We start from the raw sequence: 25,174 nt of genomic DNA, 5'->3' as shown, positions 1-25,174 counted from the left end.
ACCCGAGCCCCGCTACGAGCGGCCCTTTGGGCACCGGGCGTCCGCAGGAGTCGCAGTGGCGGGGCTCGGGGACGTCGAGCAGCAGGGGCAGGGTCATTGGGTCGGCGTTGTCTCAGGGGTTTGGGCGGGTAGCAGTCGACCAGCCTCAGCAAGCCGCTCCCGCTCGTCCTGGCGGATCAGCTCTGCCATTGCGTCGTACGCCGCGCGGGCGTACGTGCTCTCCGGGCGCATATCGATGCGGGCGAAGTGATCCAGGGCGGCGCTGACCGCACGTTCGCGAAGGCGCACGGCTCGGGCGAAGGCCGCCATGTCCGGCTTGCGCGGCAGGCTGGGGTCGGGGGTCGTGGCGTCAGCCATGGTCGTTGTCCCTCTTGTCGGGTGTCTCAATCTCGTGTTCGGGGATGCCGAGCATGACGGCGATGTCTTCCCCGGCGGCCTCGATGCCGCGCGCGAACGCCCGATGCATGGCGGCCTGCCGGCGGGCTTGCGGATCGCCGGTCCGGGCACGTTCTTGTGCGCGTTGGTACACGGTGGCGGCGCGGTATTCGGCGGCGTGCTTGGCGATCCGCCGGTAGGCGTCGACGAACACGCCGTGGGCGGCCGGGTCGGTGACGGTCACGGTTGGCTCCTCTGGTTCGGGATCTTGCGCTGCGGCTGCTGGCCGCGCCCGTTGTGCAGGAACCCGGCCTTCCGCAGGTCCCGCCGCAACGCGTTCAAGCTGTTCGTGTCAGACGCGCTGGACGGGGTGGTGGTGATGAGCAGCCCGCGCGGATTCCAAATCTTCCAATGGCCGGACTTGGCGATCTCCACCCTCCACCGGGCACGGCGCAGGGCTTTGAACAGGCGACGCCGGTCCGAGCCGTCACGGTTGGACATCAACATCACCGGATTTTCGGCGCAACATCCGGCGCAGCAGCGGACGCCAGAACGGCGCTGGCACCACGGCGGTAGTGATCCACCCCGTGGCGACCGGCACGCCCACGTCTTGCCGTGTTAACCACTGGTTGTGCACCTCGGCGATGTGTTCGGCCAGTTCGCGGGTCATCACCAGGTCGGCGGCCATCCTGCCCCCGTCGAGCGGGCCGAGGCCGTCGGTGCTGACCGCCCACCCGCCAATCTCGTCGTTGACGACCGCAGTCCACCGGGCGGTGAGGACTTCCGTGTTGTAGTCGGCTTCGGCGGCTGTCACCGGTTCACCCCGCGAGTGACCAGCCACACCGGCAGGGCGAACACGGCGAGCACGGCCATGACGGGCCACAGCAACGCAACAGACCCGGCCGCGAGAGGCAGCAGGGGTGCATTGTCGGGGTCGTCGGGGTTCAGCCCGCCGTAGGCGACGTCCGGCAGGTAGCGGACCAGCACCCGGCAGGCGGGCAGCCAGCCCGCGACGTAGATGCCGCCCAGGATCCATGCGGTCAAGGCGTCAGACGTTGGCCCGATCATGACGGCACCGCCACCGGAGTCCACGCCCGGACCAACTTTGACCCGTCCGCGTACGCCTTCACAGTCCGCTTGCGGATGCGCACAGGCGCACGGTGGAACAGTTCGGCGGCCCGGATCTCTGTCGCCAGCAGCGCGTCGAACTGGTCCAAAGGCCACTCGTACGACCGGGCCTGAACATCGGCACCGGGGCGGCTGGATCGCAGGTCAGTCCAGTCGATGTCGCATTCGACGGTCACCGCTGTGAGGTCCGGCAGCAGACGACCGGCGGCGGTGACCTGGCTAATCGCGGTAACCGTCTCGCAGGGCCACAGCTTGTCGCAGGCGCACCACACGTTGCCCTCAGTGGCCGGGTCACCGTGCGGGTAGTGGATGCGGTGGATGGCACCCTGCACCTCGGCGAGGCGGGCGCGCTCGAAGTCGAGTTCGGTGCGGAGCTGGTCCCGGTCGGCTTCCACATCCCGGCAGAGGGCGTCGCAGGTCCGGTTGGCCATCTCGTTCACGGCTTCACCCCCGGTTGGATCACTCACCCGGCCACCGCCTCGACTTGGTGATCCGGCGGCGGCGACCCTCGGCCGCCTCGGCGAGGTACGGGTACAGGTCGTCCATCGCGATGCACGCGTCAACGACCTCGAAGAGGACGGCCGAATCCTTGGGGATCTCCGTGTCGCGGCCCTGGTGAGCGTCCACGCGACCGGCCATCGTGCCGCGCACGTAGCCCATCACGGCGGCTTCCCGCACTAGTCGCCTTTCGTACGGGCGGAGCGTGGCCAGCGCCCGGCTGACGGTGTCGGCGCGCTGCTGCCGGCGGGCAGCGAAGTACCGGATCAGCTCCGGAGGCAGAGTCGGTGACAGTTCGGCTGCTGGGTTGTCGGTCATCGGGTCACCGGCTTCTTCGGGGCGATCTGGTCGGCGGTCGCCCGCAAGATGTCTCCGGCGAGCTGTGGCAGCACCGTCGCGGCGACGACCTCAATGGGGGCCGGGGCGTCAGCGTGCCTGTCTCGCAAACTCGGGTGGATGTCGTGCTTGACGACGGTGATCGTGTACCAAAGCTCGGTCATGATTGCCTCCTCAGGCTTCGGTTTGCGTCAGGGTTTGGGGCGAGTGACACGCTGTCGGCTGCCCCAAAGACGGGTCAAACAGCGGTGAGGGCTGGTCCCGGTACAGCAGGTCGCCCAGCCGTGACCGGCTGGGCGACGACGTGGTTCGGGCTTCCGGGTTGATCAGGATCACCGGCAGGTCGAGCTGGTGGGCCTTCTTGAGGGCCGAGTAGGTGCCACCGTCACGCTTCGACGGGCACCACACCGCCAAGACCGCGCCGCCGGCCTCAGCGGTCGCGGCGAGCATCCCGTCGTTTCGCTTGTGCAGCAGCGACACCACCACCCGCTTCCGGGCGTGCTCCGCCAAACCGGCGAGGTTCCCGTACGGCACCACCGATACGGCGAGGGCGCGCAACCGGTGCCACTCGGCCACCGCCTCCGGGTTGCGCTTCCGCCACGGGTCCGGTTGCTGCGGGAACGGGATGTGCGCCACGAACGGCACACCCGCACGGTGCAGGCTGGCCGCCCACCACAAGTCCGACCCAAGAGCCATGCCCGTGATGCCGGTGGTCATGCCGCGCTCATCCCGCAACCACACCGCGCCCGCATCCAACCGGTCCCGCACCCAGCTGTGGGCGTCCTCGGGGATGTCCTGCGGGCGGTGGCCGGTCACCATCACCGTCGACCAGATCGGGGCGGTCACCGGCCACCCCCGCACCAGTGCACGTCCGACACAGACAGGTACGCCATTGGGCGGCCACCCTTGAAGAACCCCACCGGAACGTCGAGCGCCTTCGCCAACGTCTCCACCTCGTAGGCGACCGGGGTGGAGACGTGCGACTCCCAGTGGAGGATTCGCCACGGCGGAACACCGACGGCGGCAGCCAAGTCCTGACGGCCGATCGCGGCCAGGTGGCGGGCATGAACCAGCCGGTACGGCTCGAAGTCGGCGGCCACCTCAACGGCGGTCGGGGTGGCGGTCCCGGCCCTCGGGGTGCGTCGGCGGGTGGTCTTCGTCGGGCGCGGGCCGAACGGGTGCACGTTGTCCGTCACGACACCTCCCCGTCGCGCAGGTCCGGGCCGAGGAACCTGGCATGTTCCTGGACCGTCCAGGCGAACGCGAACGACAAGCTGTACCGGTCCGGCATCTGCGGGTGAGGCGCGCGCCACGGAGACGAGACGGTGCAGTACAACGGCCTCCACCCGCACGCCATCAGGTACGCCACCCGCAGCTCACGGCCCACAACCCGGCCCATCTGAGACGGGGTGGCACCAGCAGCCAGCCGGTCGGCGATCCGGCAGGCCGCTTCGGCCGCGCGATCCGCCTCTGCCATCCGCTCGTCAGTGACCCGCTGCGCCAGCGCGACACGTGCCGGGTGCGCGGCGACACTCCGACCATCGGTGAGGCACGACCGGCGAGAGGCAGCCGAACAGGCCGGGCAGTGAACCCCGAGCGGCCCCACCGCAGGGAACGCCGCCACATACGCGGCGCGGGCGGCGTCACCTACACCAACCCCACCGACCAGCGCGGTGCCGTTCACCACACACCCACCGACTCGCTCGGGGCGTGGTCCTGGGCCACCCGGCCAAGCAATGCCATCCAGTTGGTGGCACCGAACCACGACTTGTCGTACAGGTGCGCGGTCCAACCGATCGCAGCAGTCCACGTGCGGCACCGCTGAAGCTCGATCGAATAGCAGCCGTCGCAGTCGTGGGCGCAGCCCTCACACGACACCTGCCACTGCGCCCGCTCCGGCATGGCAAAGATGTCCACAAGGTCGAGGGCGGATCCTTCGGGGTACCTCTGCTGCCACTCACGTTCGGCGGCCTGCGACTCAGTCACCTTGGCAAGGTTGACGTGAAGAACCCCGGCCGTTGCCGGCCCGCCGCAGGTGCCGCAGGTCCACGCGATCTGGTCACCTGACACGTCGGCGCCCATCAGACGGCGATGAAAAGCTGGGGGAGGTCCGCGAGGGCACGGCGGGTGGCCCCGTGCTGCTCTCGCCGCTGCACCTCCGCACGAACCTCCGACAGAACCGCCTCGTACGCGTCGCCGAGCCGCAGAACACTGAGTGCTTCGGTGTACTCGTCCAGTCGGGCACGCCACTGGTCGACGGCCTGACGTGCCGTCCCACGCCCCAGCCGTCCCGCGCCTCGCACCTTCGAGTCGATCAGGAAGGTGGGCGCATCCGGGCCGTCCTTCTTCAGCAACGCCAACGCGTCCGTCAGGCTCCCGTACACACTCACCGCGTCGCGGGCGGCGTCGCTGATCCGCAACGCCACAGGGATACCGACCTCAATCCGGCGCACCACGTCGTCGCGGAAGTCAACCCGCGACGGCATGTTGTTCCAACACACCTCCCGGGCGTAGGCGTCCATGTAGGCGACGTCCGACGGCGGAGTGAACATCGGCGGCGGCTGGTAAACCCCCGAGACGGTGGCCCGGTGCAGGTCGGTGCCGTGCTGCCACACCACGTGCATGTGGTCCCCATCCGGGCAGGTCTTCGGGTCAGGGTGGTAGTTGACGCGCCCCCACGGCACGCCCCGCAGGTTGCCGTCGTCGCCGATCACCGGCGTCTCGGGAAGCTGCCGGAACACCGCCTGCGTGACCTGACGTCCGGACACGGTCAGGGTCTTGATCTCCACGGCGGCGGTGCGGATCTCAGCGTTGCGGGTGGTCAAAGTCGGCATAGAAGATCCTCCGATCATCGGTACGTCTCATCGGTCCAGTCGGTGAACCGGGCGTAGTGCAGTTGCGCGGCCACGGTCACGGTGTCCTTCGGCCCGTTGCGGTTCTTGGCGAAAATCAGGTCCGCCTCCCCGGCGCGCTCCGACTCCGGGTCGTAGTAGTCGTCGCGGTGCAGCAGGATCACCACATCCGCTTCCTGCTCGATTTCGCCCGAGTCGCGCATGTCAGACATTTGTGGGCGCTTGTCGGTGCGCTGCTCAGAACCACGGTTCAGCTGCGACGGCAGAATCACCGCCGCCCCCAACTCGCCGCCCAACGTCTTGAACTCGCGCGCCCACGAACCCACCTCAAGGTCCCGGCGGTCGAACTTCTGCGACGACCGGATCCGCTGCAAGTAGTCGACCAGCCAGATGGAAAGGGCTCCCTCGCGCTGGTAGAACCGCCGCGCCGACGAACGGATCGCCTCGATCGTGTGCGCCTGGTCGTCAATGTGGATCGGCCAACCGTCAACGGTTTTCTTCGCCTCACGCACCCGGTCCAGGTCGTGGGCGTCCAACCGCCCGGTGGTGAACTTGTTCAGGTCGATCTCGCCCTCACGGGACAGCAACCGCCACCACAGTTCCCGCTTACTCATCTCCAGGGTGTTCACCAGCACCGGCAGCCCCTTGCGGGCAGCCACCACGGCGAACCCGAGAGCCAAGGTGCTTTTCCCGACGGACGGGCGGGCGGCCGGAATGATGAGCTGCCCGGGGAGGAACCCGCCGATCAGTTGGTCAACCTGCCCCAGACCGGTGGTAATGCCGTGCGGCACATCCCCGGCCGCGACCCGTTCCAGGTGCGCCATCTCGTCGTCGGAGAACTCGCTGACCCGCTCAACACCGTCCACGGCAGCCGCACCGGCAGCCGCGGTTGCGAGGTCCCGTTGCGCGGCGTCAAGAACCGCGTCCACCGGCCTCGACAGGTCCCGGGTTTGGTAGGCGCCCTTCAACAGCGACTCGTGGGCCTTCCGCCGCCGCGACCAGTCTTTGACGATCCGTGCGTAGTAGCCGGGGGTTCCCGGGTTGCGCATCGCCTCTTCCGTGAGTGCGGTCAGGTATGGCAGGCCACCGCAGCGTTCCAGGTCCTTGCCCTCGTCGAGGGCTCGCGCGACCGCAACGGGGGAGGTGGGTTGTTCCCGCGCCCACAGTTCGAGGATCGCCACGAAGATGGGTCCGTGGGTTGGCAGGAACATGTCTGAACTGCTGACGGCTTCCATGACGTCATCACACGCACGGGGGTTGATCATCATTGCGCCGAGGATTGTGCGTTCGGCGGCAACGTCGGCCATCTGCTGCTGCTGCGCCTCAGCACCGGCAAGGTTCGGGCTGTCAGGCATCGGCGGCCACCTCCGAGCGGACACCGTTCGCCTCAGCCCGGCACAGGCCGCACTTCCCGGCACGCTGGCCCCGGTGCTTCGGGCACACCTCGTCCGCCGGGATCCGGCGTGGGGCGTTCGACGGCGGGGCAGCAGGACGCATCCCACCCGACATCCGCCCGTTCTGCTGGTTGCGCAGTCGGGTCAAGGCGCGGTCAAGGCTGGCGGTGCTGGGAATTCCCTCGTCGGTGGCGACGAGCCCGCGCTTCACGTCGTCGTCGCTGTAGCCCTTCTTGAGGAAGGGTTCGATCAGGTTGCGGAGCTTGTGCAGGTCAAGGTTCTCGCCCTTGCCAGCGACAACGATGGGAGTTCCCTGCTTCTCGCGGAAGTCCGCCCACTGGCGAGCGAGCCCGAACGCACGCTGCGTCTCAGTAGGGTCCCCTGCCGGCTCCTTGGGCTTGGCGCGCGACTTAGCCTTCGACTCCGGCTGCTCGAACAACGCAGCGTCGTCGGCAACCTCCGAAGGAGGTTGTATATGGGCTGGGTCGGGTCGGGTCGGGCGACTCGCTAGCGACTCGGTCGACTGATCGGTTATCCGATCGCTGGACTGATCGGATAACCGATCAGAACCGGGCTTGCAGTACCGGCACTGCGGGTCGACCTTGCCGCCCTCCACATGCCAGCGGCGATGGTTCCCCACAGCCCCGCCAACCGACTTCGCTTTCGAGGCAGCAAGAGCTTCCTCCCGGGTCGGCTGGAAGTCGTGCCAGTCGTGAAAGCGGTACCCGTCGGCGTCCTTCTCCCACAGCCCCGCCTCCACCAGTTCGGTGGTGGCAGTCGCTGGGTCATCGCACATCCGATCGGCTTTGCGATGACTGATGAAGCCGTCGGTGAGGTGCTTGGCGCAGTACGAGCCGGCGCGCGTCCACAGCGCAACCGCCGAATCCGACAGTTCTTCGGTCTTCGGGTGGTCGTAGAACGAGTCGTCGACCTTGAACCACACCATCAGCGTTTGATCTTTCGTGTCGAGAGGTCCGAGCCCGGTAGCGGGCGGGAGGTGCGCCGGGATGTCGAACAGGGCCACCCCGGCATCGAGCGCATAGGTCACTGGCCGTAGTAGTGGTTCGTGCGGCCCGACTTGACGACCGAGCGGGTAGCGGCAGCGATGACGCTCCGAATCGACCGGACACTCTTGCCGTCCACCTTGGCGGCGGGGATCACCACCTCGGGAACCTTGCAGCAGCCGCAGCCCCGTCCCAGCCACCGTGTGGTGTCGGGGATCGCGTACCTGCCGCCCCTGGCGGGGTCCCTGTAGTAGCCGCTGCCGTTGGGCCCCCACCACGCCTTGTGGTGGTTGGACCAAATGAGGTGGTGCTGATCGGTGTCGGTCACAGGGTGGCCTCTGGGTGCTCGGTGCGGGCGGCGGCGTCGGCGCGGTCCAGCCGGTACTGCTCCACGGCGTCGTAGAGGCTAGCGATGGCCGGAACGGGAGCGGATGGCCGACGGACTCGGCGAACGGTGCCCTCGTCGTGCGCGTCGGCCCATTCCTCGGCAACGCGGACAACGGAGAGCATCGCGGCCCGCTCCTTGACCAATCGGTCCCACTCGTCGCGCAGACGGTCGACCTCGGCTTGTTCGGCGGCGAGGCGACGCAGCACGGTCGGCATCCGGTCGCCCATATAGCTGGTGAGGTTCAGGCAGTACATGTCCCCACCGCTGGAGGGGTGGTCGTGCGCCTTCACCTGCTCGACCGTCTCGGTGAGGTTGGCGATCAACGGATCGGTCTGGGCGCGAAGGGCGTCCAGGTCAACGTCAGCGGTCATGGGGGTACGTCCGGTCATGGGTTCACGCGCCGCTTGTCGGTGCAGTCCGGGCAGGTGGTCGCGTCGTCGGTCCACACCGGTGGCCGGGTGCCAGCCGGGATCTCGGCCCCGCAGTCGGTACACGGCACCGGCCGCCAGTTCGGTCGGCTCGGGGACTCCAACGCCGAATGGCCGTAGCGGACGATCTGTGGCGTGGTTGGTCCGTGCGGCTCGACCAACCTGATGTCCCCGGCGGGCGTCTCGTACCTGTAGCCGAGTGCGGCCAGCGCGTTCCGAAGGTCACCGACGGTGGTGTAGCCGTCCGAGAGTCGACGTCCCGTCTCGTTGCGGTTCCATGCGATGCGGGCACCGGGCAGACGATCGTCGCCCTTCGTGTGGCCGATGGTGGCGGTCAACCACCACGAACATTCGTCGCGCCGCAGACTGGCGGACAGTTCGGTGCGCCCGGCACGGCGGGCCACGCCGACGCGAGGGGCGTTCAGCGCCTCGCACCACAGCAGGAACTCGGTGCGGGTCAGTTCGAGGCGGATGCCCGGCAGACCGCCCATGTCGGTGTCGGTGTCGAAGTCGTAGCGGGATCCGTTGGGGGTGACAGCGGCCTCGTTGGCGTACAGGCGGTGGCTGTACACGTGGCGGCCGAGAACTTCGAGGGCGTCGCTGATCACGTGGTGGGCGTCTTCGGGACGCCGGTCGAGCGTGCGATCGATCATGGGGGCTCCCCGGTGCTTGGTGGTGCGGGACTGCCTAGGGAAGTGCCTAGCTAGGCACATGTCTAGTCCTATCAGGGATTGCGTGGTTAGGCAAGTGCCTAGTAGGGTTGCGCCTATGCTCCTGACCATGGGCCGCCACCTGATGGGCGCACGCGAGATCGAAGACCGACTTGGCGTGTCCCGGCAGCGTGTCCACCAACTCATGGCCCAACCCAACTGGCCGAAGCCGTACGACGTGCTCGCCATGGGCAAGGTGTGGCGCATCGAAGACGTCGAAGAGTGGATCCGCGAAAACCGGCCCGCCCTGCACGACGCCGAGGCCGGGCCGACCGTCACCCCCGTCAAGCGGGGCGGACGGCGCAAGCCCGCCACCGACTAGCCCTCTCACGCCACATCACCCGACCCCGCCCCGGTGTCGGGCTTTCGTGCTGCCCCCGGCGCGCACCTGTCGCACCGCCACCCGCAGGCGTACAACCGGGCAGGCTGCTTCCCGCACGCGGTCACCCCCGCATTGCACGGCTTGGTGGGTGGGGCGGGTCGTTCGGCAGAAGGGGTGCGTCGCCGGGAGTCGAGCGGGATCACTTTGGCGGTCATGGGGGTCACCTCCGGTCGGGGCTGGGGGTGCGGCCTGCCCCCTCGACAGGCCGAACCCGAGGGAGTTGATCTAGAACGGAGGCTCTTCGTCGAAGTTGCTGCCGCCACCGGTACGGGCCGGGGTGGGCGCCGACGTCGACCACGGGTCATCCATCCCGCCGCCGTTCGAGTTGCCCGAGCTGCCACCCGACCGGGACGCCTTCTGCACCTTCGCCGTGGCGTACCGCAGCGACGGACCAACCTCGTCCACGTCGATCTCCACCGACAGGCGGGTCTGCCCGTCCTTCTCGTACTGGCGGGTCTTGAACCGGCCGTGCACGATCAGGCGCATCCCCTTCGTGACCGTCTCGGCGACCTGCTCGGCCATCTCCCGCCACACCGTGCAGCGGAAGAATGCGGTGTCCCCGTCGGCCCACTCGTCGCCGCGCTTGACGCGTGGGGTTACAGCGACGGTGAAGTTGGCGACGGCGGCACCGCTGGGGGTGAAACGCAGCTCGGCGTCTCCGACTGCGTTGCCGATGATCGTGATCAGTGGTTCGTTGGCCATGGTCAGGCCACCTTTCGGTTGGTGCGACCGTCGGCCGCGGTGGTTGGGGTTTGCTGGGCGGCGGCAAGAATGCGTCGGGCGCGTTCCTCGCTGATGCCGAAGTGGCGGGCGAAGCTGGTAGACCCGCTGGGCTGCTTCTGCTGGCGTCGCTCGTCCGCCCACCGCTGCCACAGGCGGTGCTGCTCGCCGACGGTGAGCACGTCGATGGAGGCGACACCGTTCAGGGCGCGGCCGATGAGAACGCGCCCATCGCGGGCGTGCGCTGCCGTGCGGGTTTTCGGCGTCTCGTTCGGGTCGTCGATGTCATCCCATGCGGCGAGGGGAACCCACCCGTACCCGTGTGCGATGGTGCGTGCCCGCCGCGAGGTGCCAGGCACGCCAACGAGCTTGGACGCGAGGGCGTCTATGGCGTCGCGGCGGCTGCGGTGGACGCCTGTGTGGCCGGCGATCCAGCGCTGGATGGACCGTTCGGTGGTCCCGAGATGTTGGGCGAGTGCGGCGATGGGGTGACCGTTGGCCACGAGTCCTTGGAGTCGACGCCTGGCCCCGATGGGGGACATTCGGGCGGCGGGAACGGTGGTGCCCATCAGCGGTTCACACGGATCGGCATGATGAGGTAGCGGTGCCCGCCGCCCGGCTTCCCGTCGTCGTCGGCGCCGGAGATGACGGCCGGTTTGAACGCGTCGACGAACCCGATGTGTGCGGTGGTCGTGCCGAGGCTGGTCAGCCCGTCGATCAGGTATTGCGGGTTGAACCCGATGGTCAACGTGTCCTGACCGCTGTAGCTGGTGATGCCCATGGCTTCGGACGCGCGGGCTTCCTCCGCTCCGCCGGCCTCCACGACCACGGTGTCCCCGCCGTCGGTGAAGGTGAGCAGCACGGGGGTAGCCCGGTCGGCGACCAGGGCGACCCGCTTGACGACCTCAACGAGGGGCGCGACGGGTGCCACCGCGGCCGACGGGTACGAGGCGGGGAACAGGGACCGCACCGGCGGGTAGTTGGCCCCGTCGAGCAGCCGGGTGGTGGTTTTGCGGTGCCCGATGGCGAACCCGACCAGCCCGTGCGCGTCGGGGTCGTAGCTGATGTCCACGGTGCCGGCACCCCACGTTTTGGCCGTGTCGGTGAGCACCCGGGCCGGGACCAGAACGTCCACGTTCAAGTTCGGGTCGGTGGGGGTGACGGTGAGGTCGCGGTGGGCCAGCCGGTACCGGTCGGTGGCCAGCAGCGACAGGGTGTCGCCCCGGAATTCGAGGCGAACCCCCGTCATCATGGGCAGGGTTTCGTCCCGGCCGGCGGCCAAACCCACCTGGGCGGCGGCCTGTGCGAGTGCGGCGGCGTCCACGGTGGCGACGGTGGCGGGCAGACCGGGCAGCGCCGGGTAGTCCTCGACCGGCATGGTGGGCAGGGTGAACCGGGCGGACCCGCACACCAACTCCAGGTGCGCACCGACGGATGCGAGGCTGACCGGTTTGGCCGGCAACGCCTTCGTGATCTCGGCGAGGAGTCGGGCGGCCACCACCACGGTGCCCGGGTCGGCGACCGTGCCGCGCGCCCAACCCTGGTGGGACACCTCGTAGTCGAACCCGGACACGTTCACACCGTCATCGGTGGTGGTCAGCTTCACCCCGGCGAGGATCGGCACAGACGGCCGGTTGGGGGTGGCCTTCGCGGCGGTGGTGACAGCGTCAGCGAACGCGTCACGCTCAACAGTCAGCTTCATGCGGGTACTCCTTGCCATGCGGGGACAACAGTCAGGTCGAGCACCCCGCCCAAGGCGCGGGTGTGGCGTTGCAGGGTGGACACCAACAGCCGGTCAGGGCTGGCCTCGCGGCGGCACACCGACGACTCCGTGCAGCCCATGACGGCACCGAGCTGGGCGAGGGTGAGCCCCGACGCGCGGCGGATGCGGGTCAGGTTGTTGACGGTGACCCGCAGGTCAAGTTGGTCCTCTCCGCGCTCCGTGGTGGGCTGCTGCGCCTCATACACGGCGGCCAGCGGGTCACCATCGCGGGGAACAGTCAGCCCGGCCAGGGTGAAGTTCAGCCGGTACCCGTAGACCCTCGCCCACGCCTGCACGGTGGGGATCAGCCATGACCGGCGCAGCTCAATCTGCGAGAACGCGAACTCGTTGCACCCGTACCGTTCGGCGGCGACAGCCTGCGACATGTTCGCGCCCTGACGGATGCCGCGTAGGCGTTCGGCGAGGGCGTGGCGGGCCACCGTGTCGTCGGGGTGAAGGTCGGGGATGGTCTTCACGAGACGTGCCGCCAGTTCACCCCGGTCTTGATGCGCAACACGGTCGCTTTGGCGACCCCGTACACCCGGGCGACGCTGCCGCTTCCCTCACCTGCGGCCAGCCGCCGTCGAATGTCCCGCACGTTGTCTTCGGTGAGCCGGGCGGTGTGGATCCGCTCACCCCGGTACTCGCCGGACGGTTGCCGCAGTTGGGCGGCTTCCGGGTCGGGGGCGAGGAACACCGGGCGGGTGGGCGACGGCCCGTACTGCTCGTACCGGGCGTTGAGCCACGCCCGGCCGGCGGCGGTGATCTGTGGCGGCATCCCCTGGGCGAGGGTCACCCAGCCTTTCTCCGGCGATGCGGCTTCGTAGGTGGCTTCGTCCATGTCGGTGCCGTTCGCCGCCCGGTACCGGTAGTCGCGGTCGAGTCGGACGGTGCCGGCGCGTGCACCGATGAGGAGCCGCTCGAAGGTTCGGTTGCTGGTCACGCGGTTTGGTTCCTTGGGTGCGGGGCCCGCCCCGGTGGTGGGGCGGGCCATGGTGCTGGCGGTCATTGGGCGGTCCGCAGAACACGCAGGCCACCGCGGCGCTTGAGACTGCGGCGTTCGTCTTCGGACATGCCGCCGGCCACCCCGAATTCGATGTGGCCGAGAGCCCATTCCAGGCACTCATCGGTGACGGGGCAGCGCCGGCAGACGGCCTTGGCCTGCTCGGTCTGCATGAGGGCCGGACCGGCGGTGCCTACCGGGTGAAATAGCTCCGGATCTTCGTCACGGCATTTCGAGTGGTGCCGCCAGTCGTCGGCGGGCTCGCTGTCCATGCGGGTGCTGACGTAGCGGGAAGAGTGGCGGGTCATGCGGTCACCGCCTGCTGCCGCAGGTGCGCCAAAAAGTGTTCGTTGAACAGGGCGTACACCGACCGCTTCTCGCGGATCAGGTCAATGGCCTGCTCGGCGGTGTGCCCGAGCCGCATCAAGGTCAGCGCGGTCACCAGACCGGAGCGGTTGTACCCAGCCTGACAACGGATCAGGACCCGCCGCCCGTCGGTGACAGCAGCCGCTGCCAGGTCGGCGAGTTCCCCGCAGCGGACGGCGTCATCGGCCAGCAGCAGCCCGTCGGGGATGTTCAGGTAGTGGTGCTCAACGTGGGCGGCAGGGCCGAACCCGTGCCGCCGGTACAGGGAGATGACGAGGTCGAATTCGTCGGCCACGATCACGTCGGGGATGGTCCCGTCGGGGTCGAGCCGGTCGTGTCCGCCTTGGAACAGGCCGGGGATGATCTCGTTCCACCCGTCGGGGGCGTACGGCACGCCGCTCATCCGGTCACCGCCACACGCTTGGCCGGGAACTCATCCCAGGTGCGCTCGTCCAGCAGTCGGCCGGCGCGCTTCTTACCCACCCGCCACGGGGTGTCCGGGTGCCACGCGCTGGTGCCGTTGTCGACGTCCCAGCTCATGAACATGTCCTCGGTCATCTGCGAAACAGGGACGCAGTCACCCCACTGCTTGAAAAAAAACGGAATCGAGGCATCGAGGCACTGGTCACGAAGGCTGCGAGCCCAGTCCACCCGCATTGGCCGCGACTTCGCCCCCGTCTCGCCGCCGACAACCACCCAACGCAGGGCCGGCAGGCCGCACGCCTCGGCGTACGACGGCGGCAGCGGAGCGTCCCGCAGGTTCTCCCCGATCGGCCGCCGATGTAGGAATTTCGTCAGGTCGACCGAGCCGAGCAGCGGTTCACAGGACAGCCAGCGCACAGCCGCCGGGGTGCCGAGCAGGGCAGGGATGCGCAGGTCGGCCGCCTTCTGATCCTCCACCGACACGCCGACGTGCACGTTCGGGAGCGGCCAGTTGGTGCTGACGTAGTCCTGCGCCAGGTCAGGGTTGCTGCCGCCGAAGATCGGGGCGGTGTCGGCGACCATCCGGTGGAAGTCGGGCGACGACAGCAGCGACCGCATCCGGCCGTGCCGCTTGGTGAGCAGTTGGAACGTGTGCTGGTGGGCGACCGCCATGACGGCGAACACCTGCGCGATGAAGTAGTCCGGTACGTCCTTGTGGAACAGGTCGCTCTGTGAGTTGACGAAGACCTTGACCGGCTTCCGCCAGTGCAGTGGCTGGTTGAGCCGGTCGGGAAGCAGGTTTATGCGGCCCGTCCAGTCGAGGCGGCCGTCACGCCGCTCGGTCAGCCCGGCGAACGCGGCAGCGATCTTCGGGTGGGGGTTGCCGGCGCGGATGGTGGCGGTGGAGATGGCGTAGCAGCCGTCGCAACCAGCGGAGACGCGCTCGCAGCCGAGAAGTGGATTCCACGTCTTGTCGGCCCATTCGATCTTTGTGTCAGGCATTGGTGACCTCCTCGGCCGGTGCGGTGTGGTTGGGGTTGCCGCCGGCACGCTGCTCACCCAGGGCGTGGGCGGCGCGGGCCAGGGCGGCGGACAGTTCCAGCGCAGCCCACGGGGCGAGCGGCCGGCAGTTGAGGTAGATGACGTCATCGACGCAGGTGACGGTGGTGCCGTTCGCGTCGTACGGCAGGACAGGGCGGTGGGCGGCGATCACGGTGGCGTCAGGCACCGGGCACCCCCGCAATCACACGGCCCCGGCGGATTGCCTCCAGCTCGTGGCGGATGCGGTGCGGCCAATCCCGGGGCTTCCACACCGCCACATCCGCGCCAGCCTCACCCAGCCACGCGGCCCACTTCCGCTGGTCTGGGGTGCGCGACCCGGTCGCCGACTTCAACTCACGGAACAGGATCCCGCCCGGCCCTACGATCGTCAGGTCCGGCCAGCCCTTCCCGTCGCCGCTGACCGCAGTCCGCCAGTTCCCAGACTGGGTGAGGCCGGGCCGAAAGTGGGCGGTGTGCAATCCGAGCACCTTGCACAGATCGAGGACATCCTTTTGGAGGTCGTTCTCGGGGGTGCCGCGCCTCATCGGGTCACCTGCCCGACCTGCGACAGCACCTGCGCGGTCACGTCCTCCGGCGGCGTCCACAACCCGAGCGCACCCCGGCACGGAACCGGCTTGGCCAGTCGCCGCACGTTCGCCAACACGAGGTGGCGGGCCTGAACCCCGTTGTACGTGCGCTCACCCCACGGCTCGCAGCACGTCCCCGCCGGGCCGGTCAGCGTCGGGATGTCCTCGGCGGTGTGGGCGTCAATCAGGTCGGCGACGGCGATGACAGCGCCGGCTCCCGTCTCGGTGAGGTGCGCGTCCACCACCGGGTCGAGCAGCGATATCACCCGCAGGTCCCAGTAGGCGTGCGGGCTGATGGCGACAGCTTCGTGAACGAACACCATGCCTCGGTGCGAGGTCAGGGCACTCCGGTTCTCGACCCGCTTCGCGCCCAGCTCGGTAGAGGCGACGCACGTTGACCACGGCCGGCGGATGGTGATGGCCTTGACGGCGGCGGTCATCAGACGTTCACCGCCGCGAGCGCCGCCGCCATCTCCCGGCTGCCAACCGACCCACGCACCGGCAGCCCCGGGAAGTCCCGGACGGCGACCGCAGCGCAGCCCTCGCACGGGACGTGCTTGATGCCCGGCCCGCTCACGCCACCGCCCACCGACCAGCCAGCCGAGCCCGGCGCGAACCGGTCAATGCCGCACAGGGTCGGGCCGGGTGTGCCCCGGTAAGCCCCGCGCACAAGGTGCACCGCCCACCCGTCGACCGGCTTCGCGTCGACCAGCCCGCCAGAGGCGAACTGAAGCGTCACGAGGGAGCGGACGGTGTCGTCGTTCGGGCACGCGTGCGGGTCAGAGGTCAGGTTGGGGTGGCCGGGGACGACAACCCACGGCTGCGACTCGTACCCGCACGGGCAGACCCGACGGGCACGAGCCCTGTTGCCGATGTATTCGGTGGCCAGGTGGTGGGTGACAGTCGCGGGGGTCATCGGGCGTTCACCGCCTCACGGGCCTCGCCGAGCACCCGGCGGATCTCCCCAACCGGGATCTCGTCGCCGTCGTCGAGCTGATCGCCGTCGGTGCTCATCAGCAGCGGAGTGAGAGCGGTGACCTCAGCGCCGGTGGCGTACCGCGTCTCCACCAGCGGGCACGCCGCGCCCTCGGGCGCGTCGTCGTTGACCTCGGCGGCGTGGTCGCAGTCGCCGTTGATGCAGAACAGGTCGCCGTACTGGTACTCGGCGGCCTTGACGATCGGCTCCAGCTCGGCGACCCGAAGCCGCAGGCGGGCGTTCTCGGCGATGTACGCCTGGTTGGCCTTGCGCAGCGACTCGTTGTCACCACGGAACCGGCCAGCCTGAACACACGACTCGTTCTGAGCGGGGGCGGTCGCGCGGGCACGGCCGGAAGTCAGGTACGCGGCCAGGCCGATCGCGTCCGCTTCGTCGATGACCACCGAAGGGCCGTCGTTACCGCCCGGCGGGGCGATCCATGCCGACAGTCGGCCGTCGTCGGTGCGCTCCACGTTGAGGGTCGCCCCCGCCTTGTCGGCGACGGTGAGCGCAGTGAACGTGTCGTCGTGCACGAGGTGGGAGGTCATACCGGCACCGCCGCCCCGAACGCGCGGGAGACGGACAGCGCCGTCTTCACCACCGCATCCATGCCCGACCAGCCGTGCTCGTCGTGGTTCGCGGTTGCCACAACCGACCCGTTGACATGGACCTCAACGTTCTCGTCGTCGGGCCGCTCAATCGACACCGCCGGGAGTCCGGCGGCAGCGTTCAGCCCGGCGGCCATCGCCTGCGCCTGCGCGTACCTAGCGACCGCGCTCACCGAGTCGTCGCCCTCACCGTCGATGTACGTCTCCAACTCGAACACCTGGTCGCCGCTCTGGTGGGTGCCCGGCAGCCGCAGGCCGCCGTCGCGCTCCGTCGGTGCCGCCGAACCGCGCGCCACACCGACGCGAACCTCTCCCTCGTCGCCGAGGTCATCGATCGCGTCGGCGACGCTCAGGTACACGAAGCCATCGGAGTCGGCGAGGTACGCGACCCACGGACTGTTGTTGTTCTCGTCGTTGCTCATGCGGTGACCTCCTGAATGTGGTTGGGGGAGTGCGTCGTGTACGTGCCGGCGGCAGTCAGCAGCACCGGCATGCGGTGGTGGCGGGTCAACACCGGCGTCGTCTCGGCGTCCTGGTTCTCGCGGAGAATCCAGCCCATCCGCTGCGCCTCATCCCGCACCTCACCGGACGGGTTCGTCACCCGCTCGTGATGCGGGCGACAGGCGGCCAACAGCCATGCCGCACCGTTGATGCGCACCGCAGCCGCACCGTGACGCCCGCCGCTCTTGCGGTTCAGCCGGTGGTGCAAGTCGGCCTTGGGGCGAGGGCAGGCAGGCCACTCACACCACTCGCCGGAACGCTCGTTGACGAGCGTGCGCACAGCAGCGGTCGGCCCGGTGTTCTTGGCCGGCTTCCGGTCCAGCGCCGCCATCCGACCGCCACCGGCACGGTTGATCGGGGCAGCCGGCGACAAGGTCGTGAACGGGTTCGGGTTGCCCTGCTCCGCCAACTCCTGACGGCGGCGCTGCGACATCGGCTGCAACCGGGTGCGGCGCTCCATCAGCGTGCCCCGACCATGTTGAACGCCGCTTGGACGTTCTTGTTCAGCGACGCCAACACCACCGACTGCTTGTCCAGAACCCGCAGATGGTCGGCCGCTGCCTCACGGGTGGCCGTGGCGATCTCGTACGCCTGTCGCTGCCCAACCGTCGCCCGCTCGATGTGCGCCTCACGGTCAGCGACCGTGTGCCCGCCCCGCTCCGGCTTCGGGCAATCCGGGGAGAAAAACGCCGACCGCTTGGCCGACTCGAACGCGTGCTTCGCATCTACCTCAGCCATGCGTGCTTCCTTCAACTGCTGCTGGGTGTCGTGCATCGCCCGCAGCACCCAGCGCATGGCGTTCTCAGCGTCGACCGGCGTCCACGCCTCGTACGTCGCCGACTCCCAGTCGTAGCTCACGCGATGGCCCCGCTCTGCACCTCGGCGAGGAACGTCGCCATGTGGAAGCCGTTGATCTCATCCGATGGCTTGTTGAACCGGGCGGTAATGCGCTCCTCAAGCGCTGCCGCGTTCCACTTCCGCTGCCCGGCGACCGCCTGGATTTGCACCCACAGGGCGTCCGGGTTCGGTTCCACCTCCGCATCCACCGGCTCACCAGCGCCCACAGTCGGGGCCGGGGTGGGAGTCGGCACGGCCTCAGCGTTGGCAGGCTTCGGCGGGTCCAGCTCGGCGGCACGGGCCTTCAACGCCGCCTTCGCCGCATCCGTCAGCGCACCGTCCTTACCTGCGGTGTTCCACAACTCCTGCAACTGGGGGATCGACGACACCCGCTTCGCGGCGTCAAGAACCTGCGCCTCCGTCAGCTTCTCCGGGTCAGGGGTCTGCTCGGGTGCGGCGCCGATCGCCGCCAGGTGCTGCGCCACCATCGCCTGACGGGCGGCCTGCCCGATCTGCCCGCCGAACGCCTGCGCCGGGGTGACGAACTCGAAGTGCAACACCGGCACCAGGAACGTCCGCGACTCGATCTGCTCGTTTTGCGCCTTATCCGGGTGGAACAGCTTCTTCTCCCGGGGCTGCAACTCCAGGCGGGCGGGGATGGGCTGCGCGGCGGCGGCGATAGCCTCGGCCAGCATCGGCAGTTCAGCGGCGGCGTTCCAGCCGTGAGATTCAAGCTTGAAGGTGCCGAGCGTGGGGATCTCCGCCAGCATCAGCGACATGCGGGTGGTCGGCTTGCACACGTCGCCCGGCTTCACATCCCGTTTCGCCGCCTGGGCGGCAGCCTTGATCGGGTCGCACAGGCACGACTGGTTGCGGATCTTCTCCGTTTCCCCGTCGCAGTGCCGCGACTTGAACCCGTTGCCCCACAGCTCGTAGTTCGGGTCGATCTGCTGGGGCGGCACCAGCACCGGGATCGTCTTCGCGTCGGTGACCACTTCGAACTGCGGGCCGGTGGTGTGCTGCCACGGCTTCACCTGCCCGCCGTACTTTGCGGCCACCGCCTCAATCAGCGACTGGGACGGGGACGTGAACCGCAACGTCTCCAACTTGGCCGGGTACTCCTTGCCGCGCTGCGACAGGCGCTTCTCCCCGAGACGGATCACACCAACCTGGGTCAGGCGGCGCTGCAAAGTCTTGATAGGCATATGTGTTCTCCTCAGAATCAGGCGGCGGCCGGGGCCGGCTCAGTAGCAGGAGCGGCGGCTTCTTTCGCGGCCTTGCGCTTGCGGGCGGCGATCGTCTCCGGCAACACGAACGTGTGCGACGACACCGCGGCCGGGCCTTCCTCGATCAGCCACTTCGTCAAGCCGAGCGCGTACAGGAACCCGCGCCGGTACGTGCGTTCGGTGGTCACCGCCAGGCGGGCGGTCACACCGTCGGGGCGGAGTTGCACCAACATGCCGCCGTCGGTGGGCAGCATCGGGTGCTCAATGTCGGAGTTCTTCAACCGCAGGATCGGGGCGTGCCGGTACCCGGTGAGCTGCAACGCCTGCTCCGGGTAGAACTGCGGCCCCTCGCCCTCGCGGGACTTGAAATCCACCACCAGGTCGACGGTCAGGCCAAGCTTCGCGGCCTTCTTCCACGGGATCCCCGTCACCCGTGACACCAGCTTCGCGGCGGCCTGCGTGGCGTCGGCGCGGAGCCGCACCACCCCATCCGTTGTGCCCGCGTAGCCGGCCCCCCGGTTGACGACCAGCGCCTCAGACAGCAGGAACGATTCGGGGGTCAGCCCGTACTCGGCAACGAACGCTTCGAATGCCTTCACGTACGGTGCGATGTCCTGATCGTGCGGTTTGATCTCACCCGTGTACGACCACCACTCGGCCACATCGTGGGCGCGGGTGCCCTCGTCGGCGCGGCGGGCCGTGTTCACCTTGTGCCGGTCGGCCACCCAGCGGCCTACACACGCCTTGCATTCGACGCACGGGCATCGGTCGCACCGTTCGGTGCGGTCGTGATCGCACCTGTTGTACGTGTTCCCGCACGGCTTGATGCGCGAGGCGATGACGATCGCGGGCAGCTCGGCGAACACCGCCTGAACGGCCTGGTGCGCGGCGTACTGCATCAGGGCGTCTTTCGCGATGACCCCGGTGGCGGTGGTGGCGGAGATGAGCCGGTGATCGCCGATCAGGTAGAAGCGCCGGTCGTCGGTTTCTTCCACCCCGTGGAAGACCGGCCCGGTGCGCTCGGCGGTGATGCTCATGCGTCGTACCTCGCGTCAATCGCGGCGTCGTAGTCCAGGTCGTTCTTGAGGCACGCCTTCGTGGCGAAGCACGCGGCCAGCAGGTCGGCCACCGGGGCACCACACGTCGGGCAGGTCGCCCGCTGGGTGGCGAGGCTGGGACCGCCCGGCTTCCACGGCGGCATCGGCAGAGGCCGTGGCGGGGTCGTCGGCCGGGCCGGGGTGGTGGTAGTCATTCGCCGACCTCGTCGACCAGGAACCCGCACGGCGGCAGGTCACACGTCACGCAGCCGTCCGTGTTGCGGGCACCGTCCGGATCGATCGTGCAGGTGCACAGCCGCAGGTACTTGCGGGCGATGGTGATCGCGTGCGACAGCTCAGGTGTCTCGCGGCGCGCGTACGGCGCTCGTGCGGCGACGTTGGTCAGCCAGGCGGCGATCAACATGGCGACGGCGGGATCCCACGACGCGATGTGCTGAGCGTCAGCGGTGGAAGGCCAGCCGCACTCGTACGCGCCGACGGACGCCACCACCCGCCCCCGGCATCCAGCCGGTGCCTCGATGCTGCGGTTGCTGGTCGCCGTCCATGGGCTCGGTGTGGCAGCGGTAGCCCGCTCCCGCATTAGCCGGGCGGCCTCGCGCAGCAACTCCACGTCGGCGGACATCAGCGCTCGCCGCCCAGGTCCACACCCTCGCGCGTGAGCCAGGCAGCGATATCGGCGGCGGTGGCACCCTGGTTGAAGGTGATCGTCCCGCCGGTCGGCGTGACCGCCTCAAAGCGGTAGTCGTGGTCGGGCATGTCCGGGCGAAGAATGGCGGCACCCTCAATGCCGAACATCTCCCGAGCGGCTGCGGCGACGTCGATTAGGCGCATCGGCAGGGGCATCTGCCAGTTCTCGGGCTTCGTGTCGAAGTCGGGCATGAGTCAGCTCCGCTCAAGGTTGGTGGTGGCGACGGAGGTCGTCGGCGCGAGCGACCCGTGGTCGGTGATACGTCGCACCGCCCGGTCCCACGCGTAACCCCAGCCCTTCGGGGTGAGGCGAGCCGACGTCGCCTCCTGATCGCCGCGAGTGTTCGTGCCGTACGTGGAGTGCTTCGGACGCACCCAACCGGCTTTGATCGCCTCCGCGTACGGCTCGTTGCGGCGCAGGCTGCCCGTGCGGATGATCAGGCCGATGTCGCCGAGGAAGTCGCGGATGTCCTCGTGGCGCAGCTTCACCCGGTGGTTCTCGTACGCCCACAGTTGAAGGTCGTTGCAGAAGCTCGCGATAGCAGCCAAGCCGTCGGCGGCGCGGAAGTGGTCGGCCTGCTGGGCGCGTGGCTCAAGCTCGGCGATGGCAGTCTGCTGCCGCTCGATCTCGCGCGCCTGATCAGCGGCGAGCTGTAGGGCATCGGCGAACGACTGCGGGATCTGCTGGCGGTCGGTGTTGGTGTTGAACCCTTCGCGGGCAGCCGCAGGGATCACCTCGTGGAACACCCACCGCTGAAACCGCTCGACCTTCTGCCGCAGTTCCGGGTTCTTGACCGCCCCGGCGCGTCGGTTGGCGAGCACCCGATAGAGGCCGGGTTCGCTGATGACCGAGACGGTCTGGGTGCCGCCAGGGGTACGCACGGCGCGCGTACCCCTCTCGTCCGCGTCGAGATTGCGGATCATGTCGGCGGCGTCCCGGTGCCCGAGTGCGCGGGCGATGGGTCCGGCGACCATCCAGAGCGCGCCGTTGACGGTGATCGTCTCGATGCGGTCGCCGGTTGCGGCGAAGGCGAAGACGCGAGGGTCTGCGGCTTCCTGGCCTGCGGTGATGATGTCGAGCTGCGTCACTGCGGTCCTTCGCTCTGGTCTGATACCTACTAGTCACTTGCCAAGTACAGTCTTACCCACAGTTGCCCTCTAGTCAAGCGACCATTAGCCTTTGACTATGTTCGCGACCATGGCCGTGTTGATGGGGCAGGCAGAGATCGCCGATCGCCTCGGCGTCAGCCGCCAGCGCGTCCAACAACTGGTCGCCCGCCCCGACTGGCCGAAGCCCTTCGTGGTGCTCGCCATGGGCAAGGTGTGGCGGACCGAAGACGTCGAAAAGTGGATCCGGGCCAACCGGCCCGACGACCCGGGGCCGGAGGAAGAGGAGCGGGACAAGCCGCTCGGACGCCGGCACGGCCGCAACAAGCGCGACGACGCCTGACGCGTTCACCGCGCACCCGCCATCTCGGCCGCCCACCCGGCCACCGCCCCGAGTTAGCCGATCCCGCTGCTCCCTCAGGACACTTTCAGCTCGCCACTGGAAGACGCCGGCCAACAGGAAGCCGAGCCCAGTCCCCACCACAGAACCGGCGAGCGGCCAGCTCTGAGCGAGGGCACCGGCACCGCAGGCGGTCAGCGTCACGCCGATAGCCACCCGGTCAGCGACCGTGAATGCACGTGTGCGATCAGCCACTGACGATCACCACCAGCAGCGACGCCACGAACAGGCACGCGATGTGAAGGCTCTGATCGGCGAGGTAGCCGCCGTGCAGTGGTGTCTGTGAGGCGGCGAACGCCCGCGACCCGGTGTGTTCGAGGATCCAGCGGACCGGCCACCGGCGGTCAAGGAACCCGTGAGTCACAGCCGAGAACAACAGTCCGACCGCGCAGCCCTGGAAGGTCAGGGGCACGCCAGCGGCAACCAGCCCGAGCAGGGCGGCGACCATGCAGGCGTGGTAGCCGAGCAGGTGGCCGGCCATGGCGCGGACACCCAGCCAGCCCGGCCCGGCCTTGTGCTTCGCCTGGTGGTCGGTCTGGATGACGTGATCGCCCAGGTGGTGGCCGGCGAACAGGGCGCAGAACACAGCGGCGATGACCGCAGCCTCAGCCACGCCGCACCGCCCGCTGCCGGGGAATGACCAACGTGGCGTCAGGCTCATCGACGCGCAGAAAGAACAGCTCCGTTGCCGCCTCCGGGCGGGGCTCACCGAACGACGGATGCCACGGCTGCGGCACCACGGGCGGGGCTGTTGTGATCTCGGCGACCGCCTCAGCGTGAGCCTGACGGGCGGAGAAGGTGACCCGCCGGCCGACCGCACGGCACAACATCACCCAGCCCACACACACGGCCAAGCCGCCCAGCACGATCCAAACCGGGCTGGGGTTGAACAGGGTTCCCATCACCGGAGTGACCCCGCCCGCTCGACGGTCGCCGCGTTGCCATCCGACCGGCGGTACTGCCCGGCGTGAACTGTGCCCGTGTTCAGGGCCGGGCGGTCGCGCGGCAACTCCTCAGTCACCGCCGACTCAACCGAACCCGCAACCAATTCAGGGGCGGGCGACCGTTCCGGGCGCATCGCCCACACACCACCCAGGAACGCCAACGACACCAACACCAGCTGCGCACCAAGCCCCACCAGCACCGCGCCGGGGGTCACCACAATCAGAATCTGCTCAGGCACGATCAACCTCCAACGAATCCGCCAACGGGGCAGTGAGAAGTCCGCGCAGTTCGGCGGCAAGAGCATCAGGAAGCCGACCAGCGAAGTCCCACGCGGCCGAACGTGCGGCATCCACGGCAGTGACCTCGGCCCGCAGCTCGGCAACCCGCTCCCGCAACACCTGCTCGGTGGCGTCCCGCCGCTGATGGCGGAGCCGCGACGCGTCCAGGTCGGCGAACAGTCGCTCCACCAAATTGAGCAGTGCCCGGCGGGTGGACAGCCACGCCCGCAACCGCCGCCACAACCGCATCACTGGCCACCGTCCCGGCGATTCGGCACCAACGGCATCCAGCCGGTGCGGTCCGGGTCCGCCAACCAGGCGTTCTGCTCGGCGCGCTTCCGGTTGATGTCCTCCCACGACGGGCGTTCCACCACCTGCGCCACACCAACCGCCCGAGGTGTCACCGCAAGCGGCGGCAGGCCGGCGGCGATGAACTCCCGCTGCACCTGGGCGACCATCGCCGCCGACAGGTCGGCGCGGGCCTCAAGCTGGCGCCGCACCTCACGAGGCGACCACCCCTGCGTGTGCGTGTGCCTGCCCGACGATTCGGCGAACCGGTCACCGCGGCCCACCAACCCGCGCAGCACCGCCAACGCGTCCAACGCGTAACCAAGCAGCCGTTCCGTCCACGTCGGGGCGGGTGGTTCCGTGGTTGTCGGGAACAGGGTCGACTCCGAACCCGACGCCTCACCCCACGCCGGGTCAGGTTTAGGCGTGGGCCGGGTCGACGACACCCGGGTGATGCGGGAGTGCAACCACATGGCGAGCAGCAGCAGGATGCCCACACCCACCACCCACATCAGGACCAGGCGGGTGCTCGCGTCAGCAACAGGGGCGGCGGCGATCATCGGGTCACCCCCACCGGCAGGTACGCGGACTCAATGCGCGGGGTGACAGCAGCCAAGTCGGTCAGGCCGGCGATGGCGTCCAACCACAGGCGCATCTCCCAGTGGATGGCGTACGCGCCCTCAAGCCCGGACGGGTATTCCGCCCGCTCCAGTGTGGGGCGGCCTGCGGGCAGGGTCAGCAGCACCACCTCCCGGTCCCGGCGGCGGGGGCGCGGACCAGCCAGCACCAGCGCCACGGTCATTACCAGCAGCCCGGCGATCAGGCCGTACACGATCACGGCGGGGTCGCTCAACAGTCCGCCCATG

At 68.9% G+C, this 25,174-nt stretch carries 48 protein-coding genes; 2 read left to right on the top strand and 46 right to left on the bottom strand.

Annotated features, from left to right (window positions below):
* Window positions 1–93: 93 nt before the first annotated feature.
* From ACZ6NZ_RS25615 to ACZ6NZ_RS25530, 18 genes are all read right to left on the bottom strand, one after another.
* A complete protein-coding gene (locus ACZ6NZ_RS25615) occupies window positions 94–357 on the bottom strand; it encodes a hypothetical protein (RefSeq protein ID WP_465860608.1) in 264 nt (87 codons plus the stop codon).
* The gene (locus ACZ6NZ_RS25610) at window positions 350–619 is read right to left on the bottom strand and encodes a hypothetical protein (RefSeq protein WP_465860607.1); all 270 of its coding nucleotides are present in this window, start codon (window positions 617–619) and stop codon (window positions 350–352) included. Before ACZ6NZ_RS25610 ends, ACZ6NZ_RS25615 begins: the two co-directional genes overlap by 8 nt.
* On the bottom strand, window positions 616–876 hold the full coding sequence (locus ACZ6NZ_RS25605) for a hypothetical protein (RefSeq protein WP_465860605.1): 261 nt from the start codon (window positions 874–876) through the stop codon (window positions 616–618). The genes ACZ6NZ_RS25610 and ACZ6NZ_RS25605 overlap by 4 nt, the downstream gene beginning before the upstream one ends.
* Window positions 863–1,189, bottom strand: coding sequence for a hypothetical protein (locus ACZ6NZ_RS25600; protein ID WP_465860603.1), 327 nt, complete (start codon window positions 1,187–1,189; stop codon window positions 863–865). The genes ACZ6NZ_RS25605 and ACZ6NZ_RS25600 overlap by 14 nt, the downstream gene beginning before the upstream one ends.
* Window positions 1,186–1,419 carry a hypothetical protein gene (locus ACZ6NZ_RS25595; protein ID WP_465860602.1) on the bottom strand — a complete coding sequence of 78 codons (234 nt, stop codon included), beginning with the start codon at window positions 1,417–1,419 and terminating at the stop codon, window positions 1,186–1,188. The genes ACZ6NZ_RS25600 and ACZ6NZ_RS25595 overlap by 4 nt, the downstream gene beginning before the upstream one ends.
* Before the next feature lie 20 nt (window positions 1,420–1,439).
* Complete coding sequence (locus ACZ6NZ_RS25590) at window positions 1,440–1,943, bottom strand: hypothetical protein (protein WP_465860600.1); 504 nt, start codon at window positions 1,941–1,943, stop codon at window positions 1,440–1,442.
* A gap of 19 nt (window positions 1,944–1,962) precedes the next feature.
* Complete coding sequence (locus ACZ6NZ_RS25585; RefSeq protein WP_465860598.1) at window positions 1,963–2,319, bottom strand: hypothetical protein; 357 nt, start codon at window positions 2,317–2,319, stop codon at window positions 1,963–1,965.
* On the bottom strand, window positions 2,316–2,501 hold the full coding sequence (locus tag ACZ6NZ_RS25580) for a hypothetical protein (RefSeq protein WP_465860597.1): 186 nt from the start codon (window positions 2,499–2,501) through the stop codon (window positions 2,316–2,318). Before ACZ6NZ_RS25580 ends, ACZ6NZ_RS25585 begins: the two co-directional genes overlap by 4 nt.
* Before the next feature lie 10 nt (window positions 2,502–2,511).
* Window positions 2,512–3,183: a hypothetical protein gene (locus ACZ6NZ_RS25575; RefSeq protein WP_465860595.1), complete on the bottom strand. Its 672-nt coding sequence runs from the start codon at window positions 3,181–3,183 to the stop codon at window positions 2,512–2,514.
* Entirely contained in the window at window positions 3,180–3,533 is a 354-nt protein-coding gene (locus ACZ6NZ_RS25570) for a helix-turn-helix domain-containing protein (protein WP_465860594.1), read from the bottom strand. Before ACZ6NZ_RS25570 ends, ACZ6NZ_RS25575 begins: the two co-directional genes overlap by 4 nt.
* The gene (locus tag ACZ6NZ_RS25565; RefSeq protein ID WP_465860592.1) at window positions 3,530–3,814 is read right to left on the bottom strand and encodes a hypothetical protein; all 285 of its coding nucleotides are present in this window, start codon (window positions 3,812–3,814) and stop codon (window positions 3,530–3,532) included. The genes ACZ6NZ_RS25570 and ACZ6NZ_RS25565 overlap by 4 nt, the downstream gene beginning before the upstream one ends.
* 203 nt (window positions 3,815–4,017) lie before the next feature.
* A complete protein-coding gene (locus ACZ6NZ_RS25560; RefSeq protein WP_465860590.1) occupies window positions 4,018–4,419 on the bottom strand; it encodes a hypothetical protein in 402 nt (133 codons plus the stop codon).
* Entirely contained in the window at window positions 4,419–5,171 is a 753-nt protein-coding gene (locus tag ACZ6NZ_RS25555; RefSeq protein ID WP_465860589.1) for a hypothetical protein, read from the bottom strand. Before ACZ6NZ_RS25555 ends, ACZ6NZ_RS25560 begins: the two co-directional genes overlap by 1 nt.
* Before the next feature lie 14 nt (window positions 5,172–5,185).
* On the bottom strand, window positions 5,186–6,544 hold the full coding sequence (locus ACZ6NZ_RS25550) for a replicative DNA helicase (RefSeq protein WP_465860587.1): 1,359 nt from the start codon (window positions 6,542–6,544) through the stop codon (window positions 5,186–5,188).
* On the bottom strand, window positions 6,537–7,631 hold the full coding sequence (locus tag ACZ6NZ_RS25545; RefSeq protein ID WP_465860586.1) for a hypothetical protein: 1,095 nt from the start codon (window positions 7,629–7,631) through the stop codon (window positions 6,537–6,539). Before ACZ6NZ_RS25545 ends, ACZ6NZ_RS25550 begins: the two co-directional genes overlap by 8 nt.
* Complete coding sequence (locus tag ACZ6NZ_RS25540) at window positions 7,628–7,915, bottom strand: hypothetical protein (protein WP_465860584.1); 288 nt, start codon at window positions 7,913–7,915, stop codon at window positions 7,628–7,630. Before ACZ6NZ_RS25540 ends, ACZ6NZ_RS25545 begins: the two co-directional genes overlap by 4 nt.
* Window positions 7,912–8,346, bottom strand: coding sequence for a hypothetical protein (locus ACZ6NZ_RS25535; protein WP_465860583.1), 435 nt, complete (start codon window positions 8,344–8,346; stop codon window positions 7,912–7,914). The genes ACZ6NZ_RS25540 and ACZ6NZ_RS25535 overlap by 4 nt, the downstream gene beginning before the upstream one ends.
* A 14-nt stretch (window positions 8,347–8,360) precedes the next feature.
* Window positions 8,361–9,056 (bottom strand): hypothetical protein, encoded by a 696-nt coding sequence (locus ACZ6NZ_RS25530; RefSeq protein ID WP_465860582.1) that lies wholly within the window; start codon window positions 9,054–9,056, stop codon window positions 8,361–8,363.
* A gap of 115 nt (window positions 9,057–9,171) precedes the next feature.
* Between ACZ6NZ_RS25530 and ACZ6NZ_RS25525 the strand changes: the two genes are divergently transcribed.
* Window positions 9,172–9,435 carry a helix-turn-helix transcriptional regulator gene (locus ACZ6NZ_RS25525; protein ID WP_465860580.1) on the top strand — a complete coding sequence of 88 codons (264 nt, stop codon included), beginning with the start codon at window positions 9,172–9,174 and terminating at the stop codon, window positions 9,433–9,435.
* A 285-nt stretch (window positions 9,436–9,720) separates the two neighbouring features.
* On the opposite strand, the gene ssb is transcribed toward ACZ6NZ_RS25525, so the two are convergent.
* From ssb to ACZ6NZ_RS25415, 22 genes are all read right to left on the bottom strand, one after another.
* On the bottom strand, window positions 9,721–10,197 hold the full coding sequence (gene ssb / locus ACZ6NZ_RS25520) for a single-stranded DNA-binding protein (RefSeq protein ID WP_465860578.1): 477 nt from the start codon (window positions 10,195–10,197) through the stop codon (window positions 9,721–9,723).
* 2 nt (window positions 10,198–10,199) lie between these two features.
* Window positions 10,200–10,718, bottom strand: a complete 519-nt coding sequence (locus ACZ6NZ_RS25515) for a hypothetical protein (protein ID WP_465860576.1) — start codon at window positions 10,716–10,718, stop codon at window positions 10,200–10,202.
* Between the two features lie 65 nt (window positions 10,719–10,783).
* The gene (gene dnaN / locus ACZ6NZ_RS25510; RefSeq protein WP_465860575.1) at window positions 10,784–11,917 is read right to left on the bottom strand and encodes a DNA polymerase III subunit beta; all 1,134 of its coding nucleotides are present in this window, start codon (window positions 11,915–11,917) and stop codon (window positions 10,784–10,786) included.
* Window positions 11,914–12,453, bottom strand: a complete 540-nt coding sequence (locus tag ACZ6NZ_RS25505; protein ID WP_465860574.1) for a helix-turn-helix domain-containing protein — start codon at window positions 12,451–12,453, stop codon at window positions 11,914–11,916. The genes dnaN and ACZ6NZ_RS25505 overlap by 4 nt, the downstream gene beginning before the upstream one ends.
* The gene (locus ACZ6NZ_RS25500) at window positions 12,450–12,920 is read right to left on the bottom strand and encodes a hypothetical protein (RefSeq protein WP_465860572.1); all 471 of its coding nucleotides are present in this window, start codon (window positions 12,918–12,920) and stop codon (window positions 12,450–12,452) included. The genes ACZ6NZ_RS25505 and ACZ6NZ_RS25500 overlap by 4 nt, the downstream gene beginning before the upstream one ends.
* A 62-nt stretch (window positions 12,921–12,982) precedes the next feature.
* Entirely contained in the window at window positions 12,983–13,288 is a 306-nt protein-coding gene (locus ACZ6NZ_RS25495) for a WhiB family transcriptional regulator (RefSeq protein ID WP_465860570.1), read from the bottom strand.
* A complete protein-coding gene (locus tag ACZ6NZ_RS25490; protein WP_465860569.1) occupies window positions 13,285–13,749 on the bottom strand; it encodes a protein-tyrosine phosphatase family protein in 465 nt (154 codons plus the stop codon). Before ACZ6NZ_RS25490 ends, ACZ6NZ_RS25495 begins: the two co-directional genes overlap by 4 nt.
* Window positions 13,746–14,771: a phage Gp37/Gp68 family protein gene (locus tag ACZ6NZ_RS25485; RefSeq protein WP_465860567.1), complete on the bottom strand. Its 1,026-nt coding sequence runs from the start codon at window positions 14,769–14,771 to the stop codon at window positions 13,746–13,748. The genes ACZ6NZ_RS25490 and ACZ6NZ_RS25485 overlap by 4 nt, the downstream gene beginning before the upstream one ends.
* On the bottom strand, window positions 14,764–14,997 hold the full coding sequence (locus ACZ6NZ_RS25480) for a hypothetical protein (protein WP_465860566.1): 234 nt from the start codon (window positions 14,995–14,997) through the stop codon (window positions 14,764–14,766). The genes ACZ6NZ_RS25485 and ACZ6NZ_RS25480 overlap by 8 nt, the downstream gene beginning before the upstream one ends.
* On the bottom strand, window positions 14,990–15,355 hold the full coding sequence (locus ACZ6NZ_RS25475; protein ID WP_465860564.1) for a VRR-NUC domain-containing protein: 366 nt from the start codon (window positions 15,353–15,355) through the stop codon (window positions 14,990–14,992). Before ACZ6NZ_RS25475 ends, ACZ6NZ_RS25480 begins: the two co-directional genes overlap by 8 nt.
* Window positions 15,352–15,837: an ASCH domain-containing protein gene (locus ACZ6NZ_RS25470; RefSeq protein WP_465860563.1), complete on the bottom strand. Its 486-nt coding sequence runs from the start codon at window positions 15,835–15,837 to the stop codon at window positions 15,352–15,354. Before ACZ6NZ_RS25470 ends, ACZ6NZ_RS25475 begins: the two co-directional genes overlap by 4 nt.
* Window positions 15,837–16,313: a hypothetical protein gene (locus ACZ6NZ_RS25465; protein WP_465860561.1), complete on the bottom strand. Its 477-nt coding sequence runs from the start codon at window positions 16,311–16,313 to the stop codon at window positions 15,837–15,839. Before ACZ6NZ_RS25465 ends, ACZ6NZ_RS25470 begins: the two co-directional genes overlap by 1 nt.
* Window positions 16,310–16,921, bottom strand: a complete 612-nt coding sequence (locus ACZ6NZ_RS25460) for a hypothetical protein (RefSeq protein ID WP_465860559.1) — start codon at window positions 16,919–16,921, stop codon at window positions 16,310–16,312. Before ACZ6NZ_RS25460 ends, ACZ6NZ_RS25465 begins: the two co-directional genes overlap by 4 nt.
* On the bottom strand, window positions 16,918–17,403 hold the full coding sequence (locus ACZ6NZ_RS25455) for a hypothetical protein (RefSeq protein WP_465860558.1): 486 nt from the start codon (window positions 17,401–17,403) through the stop codon (window positions 16,918–16,920). The genes ACZ6NZ_RS25460 and ACZ6NZ_RS25455 overlap by 4 nt, the downstream gene beginning before the upstream one ends.
* Entirely contained in the window at window positions 17,400–17,942 is a 543-nt protein-coding gene (locus ACZ6NZ_RS25450) for a hypothetical protein (protein ID WP_465860556.1), read from the bottom strand. Before ACZ6NZ_RS25450 ends, ACZ6NZ_RS25455 begins: the two co-directional genes overlap by 4 nt.
* Complete coding sequence (locus ACZ6NZ_RS25445) at window positions 17,942–18,340, bottom strand: hypothetical protein (protein ID WP_465860554.1); 399 nt, start codon at window positions 18,338–18,340, stop codon at window positions 17,942–17,944. The genes ACZ6NZ_RS25450 and ACZ6NZ_RS25445 overlap by 1 nt, the downstream gene beginning before the upstream one ends.
* Window positions 18,337–19,524, bottom strand: a complete 1,188-nt coding sequence (locus ACZ6NZ_RS25440; RefSeq protein WP_465860553.1) for a recombination directionality factor — start codon at window positions 19,522–19,524, stop codon at window positions 18,337–18,339. The genes ACZ6NZ_RS25445 and ACZ6NZ_RS25440 overlap by 4 nt, the downstream gene beginning before the upstream one ends.
* A 17-nt stretch (window positions 19,525–19,541) precedes the next feature.
* Window positions 19,542–20,582: a hypothetical protein gene (locus ACZ6NZ_RS25435; protein ID WP_465860551.1), complete on the bottom strand. Its 1,041-nt coding sequence runs from the start codon at window positions 20,580–20,582 to the stop codon at window positions 19,542–19,544.
* Window positions 20,579–20,797 (bottom strand): hypothetical protein, encoded by a 219-nt coding sequence (locus ACZ6NZ_RS25430; RefSeq protein ID WP_465860550.1) that lies wholly within the window; start codon window positions 20,795–20,797, stop codon window positions 20,579–20,581. The genes ACZ6NZ_RS25435 and ACZ6NZ_RS25430 overlap by 4 nt, the downstream gene beginning before the upstream one ends.
* Window positions 20,794–21,225 carry a hypothetical protein gene (locus ACZ6NZ_RS25425; RefSeq protein ID WP_465860549.1) on the bottom strand — a complete coding sequence of 144 codons (432 nt, stop codon included), beginning with the start codon at window positions 21,223–21,225 and terminating at the stop codon, window positions 20,794–20,796. Before ACZ6NZ_RS25425 ends, ACZ6NZ_RS25430 begins: the two co-directional genes overlap by 4 nt.
* Entirely contained in the window at window positions 21,225–21,482 is a 258-nt protein-coding gene (locus ACZ6NZ_RS25420; protein WP_465860548.1) for a hypothetical protein, read from the bottom strand. The genes ACZ6NZ_RS25425 and ACZ6NZ_RS25420 overlap by 1 nt, the downstream gene beginning before the upstream one ends.
* Before the next feature lie 3 nt (window positions 21,483–21,485).
* Window positions 21,486–22,379 carry a BRO family protein gene (locus tag ACZ6NZ_RS25415; RefSeq protein ID WP_465860547.1) on the bottom strand — a complete coding sequence of 298 codons (894 nt, stop codon included), beginning with the start codon at window positions 22,377–22,379 and terminating at the stop codon, window positions 21,486–21,488.
* Window positions 22,380–22,476: 97 nt separating this feature from the next.
* Between ACZ6NZ_RS25415 and ACZ6NZ_RS25410 the strand changes: the two genes are divergently transcribed.
* Complete coding sequence (locus ACZ6NZ_RS25410) at window positions 22,477–22,740, top strand: helix-turn-helix transcriptional regulator (RefSeq protein WP_465860546.1); 264 nt, start codon at window positions 22,477–22,479, stop codon at window positions 22,738–22,740.
* A gap of 244 nt (window positions 22,741–22,984) precedes the next feature.
* Here ACZ6NZ_RS25410 and ACZ6NZ_RS25405 read toward each other — a convergent pair whose 3' ends face one another.
* From ACZ6NZ_RS25405 to ACZ6NZ_RS25380, 6 genes are read right to left on the bottom strand one after another with little or no spacing between them, the layout of a single operon-like run.
* A complete protein-coding gene (locus tag ACZ6NZ_RS25405; protein WP_465860545.1) occupies window positions 22,985–23,410 on the bottom strand; it encodes a DUF3307 domain-containing protein in 426 nt (141 codons plus the stop codon).
* Window positions 23,403–23,699 carry a hypothetical protein gene (locus tag ACZ6NZ_RS25400; protein WP_465860543.1) on the bottom strand — a complete coding sequence of 99 codons (297 nt, stop codon included), beginning with the start codon at window positions 23,697–23,699 and terminating at the stop codon, window positions 23,403–23,405. Before ACZ6NZ_RS25400 ends, ACZ6NZ_RS25405 begins: the two co-directional genes overlap by 8 nt.
* On the bottom strand, window positions 23,699–23,986 hold the full coding sequence (locus ACZ6NZ_RS25395; RefSeq protein WP_465860542.1) for a hypothetical protein: 288 nt from the start codon (window positions 23,984–23,986) through the stop codon (window positions 23,699–23,701). Before ACZ6NZ_RS25395 ends, ACZ6NZ_RS25400 begins: the two co-directional genes overlap by 1 nt.
* Window positions 23,973–24,269 carry a hypothetical protein gene (locus ACZ6NZ_RS25390; RefSeq protein ID WP_465860541.1) on the bottom strand — a complete coding sequence of 99 codons (297 nt, stop codon included), beginning with the start codon at window positions 24,267–24,269 and terminating at the stop codon, window positions 23,973–23,975. The genes ACZ6NZ_RS25395 and ACZ6NZ_RS25390 overlap by 14 nt, the downstream gene beginning before the upstream one ends.
* The gene (locus tag ACZ6NZ_RS25385) at window positions 24,269–24,868 is read right to left on the bottom strand and encodes a hypothetical protein (RefSeq protein WP_465860540.1); all 600 of its coding nucleotides are present in this window, start codon (window positions 24,866–24,868) and stop codon (window positions 24,269–24,271) included. The genes ACZ6NZ_RS25390 and ACZ6NZ_RS25385 overlap by 1 nt, the downstream gene beginning before the upstream one ends.
* On the bottom strand, window positions 24,865–25,173 hold the full coding sequence (locus ACZ6NZ_RS25380; protein ID WP_465860539.1) for a hypothetical protein: 309 nt from the start codon (window positions 25,171–25,173) through the stop codon (window positions 24,865–24,867). The genes ACZ6NZ_RS25385 and ACZ6NZ_RS25380 overlap by 4 nt, the downstream gene beginning before the upstream one ends.
* Window position 25,174: the final 1 nt, after the last annotated feature.

The organism is Micromonospora sp. NPDC047756, from assembly GCF_055587245.1.
Note: the sequence above shows the minus strand (reverse complement) of the source record. Positions and strands in the feature narration are given on the sequence as shown.